The organism is Burkholderia sp. Se-20378 (assembly GCF_017104665.1).
GTDB classification, from domain to species: Bacteria; Pseudomonadota; Gammaproteobacteria; order Burkholderiales; family Burkholderiaceae; genus Burkholderia; species Burkholderia lata.
On sequence record NZ_JAAGPG010000582.1, the window covers coordinates 1 to 4,999 of the forward strand.

General features: G+C 69.1%; 4 protein-coding genes. 3 read left to right on the plus strand and 1 reads right to left on the minus strand.

The window, feature by feature from the left end; all coding sequences use genetic code 11:
* Positions 1-160 precede the first annotated feature (160 nt).
* From G3N93_RS34120 to G3N93_RS34130, 3 genes are all read left to right on the plus strand, one after another.
* Positions 161-2,362: a fimbria/pilus outer membrane usher protein gene (locus G3N93_RS34120; protein ID WP_241026817.1), complete on the plus strand. Its 2,202-nt coding sequence runs from the start codon at positions 161-163 to the stop codon at positions 2,360-2,362.
* Between the two features lie 114 nt (positions 2,363-2,476).
* Entirely contained in the window at positions 2,477-3,886 is a 1,410-nt protein-coding gene (gene argH, locus G3N93_RS34125) for an argininosuccinate lyase (protein ID WP_206134946.1), read from the plus strand.
* 94 nt (positions 3,887-3,980) lie between these two features.
* Positions 3,981-4,664: an HAD family phosphatase gene (locus G3N93_RS34130; protein WP_174941637.1), complete on the plus strand. Its 684-nt coding sequence runs from the start codon at positions 3,981-3,983 to the stop codon at positions 4,662-4,664.
* A gap of 88 nt (positions 4,665-4,752) precedes the next feature.
* Here G3N93_RS34130 and G3N93_RS34135 read toward each other — a convergent pair.
* The coding region (locus tag G3N93_RS34135; protein ID WP_206134947.1) for a lysozyme inhibitor LprI family protein at positions 4,753-4,999 on the minus strand (247 nt) is incomplete at its 5' end.

The following is a 4,999-nucleotide window of genomic DNA, read 5'->3' on the forward strand; positions in this document are numbered from 1 at the left end:
TGGGGTTATGGGTAGATGGGTGGTGTAGATACACATCGTGGGTGTTGAGACGGTCAGTGTGCGCGCGCGATGTACAGTGTTTTTTTTTTTGAGTCACCGGGCGTCCTCCAGATTCTACACTCTTGCGCCCACTCTTCCCCTACCGGCCGCTCTTCCGATCTTGCTGTTTCGCGACGTGCCGCTCAACGGCGGGCCGACACCCCGGACCGCCCGCTTCCAGCAGATCGACGGGCGACTCTACGCGGCCTCCGCCGACCTGAACGATCTCGGCGTCGCGACGGGCGATCGCACGCACGAGCCGTCGAATGCGCTCGTCGCGCTCGACACGCTCCCGGGGCTGCGCTACGACATGGACACGAGCCGCCAGACGCTCGACCTGCGCGTGCCCGACGCGCTGCGCATTCCGCACACGTTCGATACGCGCGCGCTCACCGCCGCGCAGCCCGCCACGGCCGGCCGCGGCTTCGTGCTGAACTACGATGCGTACGCGCAGACCCTCGCCCATTCGCCGCTCGCGATCTGGAGCGAGGCGCGTTATTTCGACCCGGCCGGCGTCTTCAGCAGCACCGGCATCGCGTACCTGTACGACGACCGCCAGCGCTACCTGCGCTACGACACGTCGTGGACGCGCTCGAACCCGGCGACGCTCACGACCACGCAGTTCGGCGACACGATCTCGTCGTCGCTGTCGTGGACGCGCTCGCTGCGCATCGGCGGCGTGCAATGGCGCAGCAACTTCGGCCTGCGCCCCGATCTCGTGACGTTCCCGGTGCCGGCGCTGTCCGGCAGCGCGGTCGTGCCGACGTCGGTCGACCTGTACGTGAACAACGTGCGCCAGTTCAGCGGCGACGTGCCGGGCGGGCCGTTCGTGATCAACAGCGTGCCGGGCATCACCGGCGCGGGCAACGCCACGGTCGTCACGCGCGATGCGCTGGGCCGCTCGGTGTCGACGTCGATTCCGCTGTACATCGATACGCGCCTGCTCGCGCCGGGCCTCGCGAGCTATTCGGTCGAGGCCGGCTTCCTGCGACGCGCGTACGGCATCACCTCGTTCGACTATGCACACACGCCGGCGGCGAGCGGCTCGCTGCGCTACGGCATCAGCGAGCGGCTGACCGTCGAGGCGCACGCGGAAGCGACGACCGGCGTCTACAACGCCGGCGCGGGCGTGCTCGCGCGCATCGGCAACGGCGGCGTCGCGAACGCGTCGCTGGCCGTCAGCGCGCAGCGCAGCACCGGCGCGCAGGTGGGCCTCGGCTACCAGTACGTGACGCCGCATTTCTCGATCGACGCGCAGACGCAGCGCGCGTTCGGCGGCTACGGCGACCTCGGCGCGCGCGAAGGCATCCCGGTATCGAGCGCCTCGGACCGCATCACGGTGTCGTTTCCGTTCCTGCGCGCGCAGACGCTGTCGTTCAGCTATCTCGGCCTCAAGTACCCAGGCATCGACGCATCGCGCATCGGCTCGATCGCGTACCTCGTCAACCTCGGCATGCTGACCTCGCTGACCGTCAGCGCGTTCCAGGATTTCCGGCAGCGCGACACGCGCGGCTTCTTCGCGAGCCTGAGCATCGGCCTCGGCGGCAACACGTCGGTCTCGGCCAGCGCAGGGCGGCAGAACGGCGAATCGACCTACGCGGTGAACGCCTCGCGCCCGCCCGACTACGGCGGCGGCTTCGGCTGGAACGTGCAGGCGGGCACCAGCGCCGCGCTGCGCTACGGGCAGGGTCAATTGCAGTATCTCGGCCGCGCCGGCGAGGTCACGCTGCTCGCGCAGTCGTTCGGCGGGCGGGGCAACGCGTCGGTCGACGTCACGGGCGCGCTCGTGCTGATGGACGGCCGGCTGATGACGGCGCGCCGCATCGACGACAGTTTCGCGCTCGTCTCGACCGATACGGGGCGCGTCCCCGTGCTGCACCAGAACCGGCTGATCGGCGAGACCAACCGCGCCGGCTACCTGCTGGTGCCCGACCTGAACGCCTACCAGAACAATCGCGTCGCGATCGACGGCGCGACGCTACCGGCCGATGCGCGCATCGCCGACACGACGCTCGACGTCGTGCCGCAGGCGCGCTCCGGCGTGCTCGCGCATTTCGCGGTGTCGCGCTACAGCGCGGCGTCGATCATCCTGCACGCGCCCGACGGTACGCCGCTGCCGCCGGGGCTCGAAGTCCGCGACGTCGAGAACGGCCAGCGCACGATCGTCGGCTACGACGGCCTCACGTTCGTCGATGGCCTCGTCGACCACAACCGCCTGGAAATCTCCGGCAACGGCCACGATTGCACGGTTGCCTTCGCGTACCGGCGGCCGGACGACGGCAGGCTGCCGCGGATCGGCCCGCTGACCTGCTCGCCGCGCTAGCGCCCGCGCCGCTCCCGCCCCCGACGGGCTTGTGCCGGACACCCGGCCGCGAATGCTAAAATCACCGGATTCCTCGGCGGCGCACGCCGCTCAATCTCCCTTCGAAGAATCGCCATGACGTCCCAACTGCACAAAAAGGGCGAGGCCTGGTCGGCCCGCTTCTCGGAACCGATGTCCGAGCTGGTCAAGCGCTACACGTCGTCGGTATTTTTCGACAAGCGCCTCGCGCTCGTCGACATCGCCGGCTCGCTCGCGCACGCGAACATGCTCGCCGCGCAGAAGATCATCAGCGCCGACGACCTGGCCGCGATCGAACGCGGGATGGCGCAAATCAAGGGCGAGATCGAGCGCGGCGAATTCGAATGGCAGCTCGACCTGGAAGACGTCCACCTGAACATCGAAGCGCGCCTGACCGCGCTGATCGGCGACGCCGGCAAGCGCCTGCACACGGGCCGCTCGCGTAACGACCAGGTCGCGACCGACATCCGCCTGTGGCTGCGCGGCGAGATCGACCGCATCGGCGGCCTGCTGAACGACCTGCGCGGCGCGCTGCTCGACCTCGCGGAACAGAACGCCGACACGATCATGCCGGGCTTCACGCACCTGCAGGTCGCCCAGCCCGTCACGTTCGGCCACCACCTGCTCGCGTACGTCGAGATGTTCTCGCGCGACGCGGAGCGCATGCGCGACTGCCGCACCCGCGTGAACCGCCTGCCGCTCGGCGCGGCCGCACTCGCCGGGACGAGCTACCCGATCGATCGTCACGCCGTGGCGAAGACGCTCGGCTTCGACGGTATCTGCGCGAACTCGCTCGATGCAGTGTCGGATCGCGACTTCGCGATCGAATTCACGGCCGCCTCCGCGCTCGTGATGACGCACGTGTCGCGCTTCTCCGAAGAACTCGTGCTGTGGATGAGCCCGCGCGTCGGCTTCATCGACATCGCCGACCGCTTCTGCACCGGCAGCTCGATCATGCCGCAGAAGAAGAATCCGGACGTGCCCGAGCTCGCGCGCGGCAAGACGGGCCGCGTGAACGGCCACCTGATGTCGCTGCTGACGCTGATGAAGGGCCAGCCGCTCGCGTACAACAAGGACAACCAGGAAGACAAGGAACCGCTGTTCGACACGGTCGACACCGTCGCCGACACGCTGCGGATCTTCGCCGAGATGGTTGCCGGCATCACCGTGAAGCCGGAAGCGATGCGCGCGGCCGCGCTGCAGGGCTTCTCGACCGCCACCGACCTCGCCGACTACCTCGTGAAGCGCGGCCTGCCGTTCCGTGACGCGCACGAAGCCGTCGCGCACGCCGTGAAGATCTGCGACGACCGCGGCATCGACCTGGCCGACCTGACGCTCGACGAGATGAAGCAGGACCTGCCGAACGTCGCGCACCTGATCGGCGAGGACGTGTTCGGCTACCTGACGCTCGAGGGTTCGGTCGCCAGCCGCAACCACCCGGGCGGCACCGCGCCCGACCAGGTGCGTGCGGCGGTCAAGGCTGCGCGCGCCGCGCTCGGCCAGTAAGCCCACTGTTCCGGACGGACGCCATCGGCGTCCGTTTTTCATTCGGGCGGCCGTCGCGCCGCCCATCGCCTTCCCTGCTTCCCGAATGCCGCCGATGACCTTTTCCGCCGCGCTCTTCGACATGGACGGCCTGCTCGTCGATTCCGAGCGGACCATCATGAACACGTGGATCGACGTGTCGAATGCGCACGGCGTCACGCTGACCACTACCGACTACCTGCAGATCGTCGGCCGCTCGTTCGCCGAAGGCCAGGTCATCCTGGCGCGCCTGATCGGCAATCCCGATACGTTCGACGCGGTGCGCACCCGCGTGCGCGAACAGCTCGCGGCGCCCGAACCGCATCCGAAGTTTCCGTTGAAGCCCGGCGCGTTCGCGCTGCTCGACACGCTCGCGCGGGCCGGCATTCCGTGCGCGGTCGCGTCGTCGTCCGCATGCGATGTGATCCGCACGCGGCTCGACGCGGTCGGCGTGCTGCCGTTCTTCCGCGCGATCGCGGGCGGCGACGAAGTCGCGCGCGGCAAGCCCGACCCGGCCGTGTACCGGCTCGCGGCCGAGCGCCTCGGCGTGCCGGCACACGCATGCGTCGCGTTCGAGGACAGCGATTTCGGCGCGCAGTCGGCCGCCGGTGCGGGCGCCTCGGTCGTCACCGTGCCCGACCTGAAGGCGCCGACGCCCGAAATCGTCGCGTTGAGCCTGCACGTGCTCGCGTCGCTCGACGATGCGGTCGCGCTCGTGCCGTCGTGGTTCAGCGGGCACGATACGCCCCGGCCCGCATGAATCACTACCGCCAAATGCAAAACGGGCACCTTCGGGTGCCCGTTTTGCTTGTTGCCGTATCGCCGAACCATCGGCTTCACGATTGCACCTACTTGTTGCCGGCCGTCTCCGACAGCCGCTTCATCGTCGCAATGCGCGCGCCGATCAGGTCGACACGGCCGTCCTCGCCGACGAGCGGCGCCGTCGCATCGCGGAACCCGACCCACGCGCGCTGCGCGCGGACGAGCGTCGCGGCCGAATGCGCGGGCATCTTGCGGCGCAGCTTCTGGTAATAGCGGTTCAGGTCGAACAGCGCGTGCTCGCACGCGGCGTCCTGTTCGCACGGCCGCACGCGG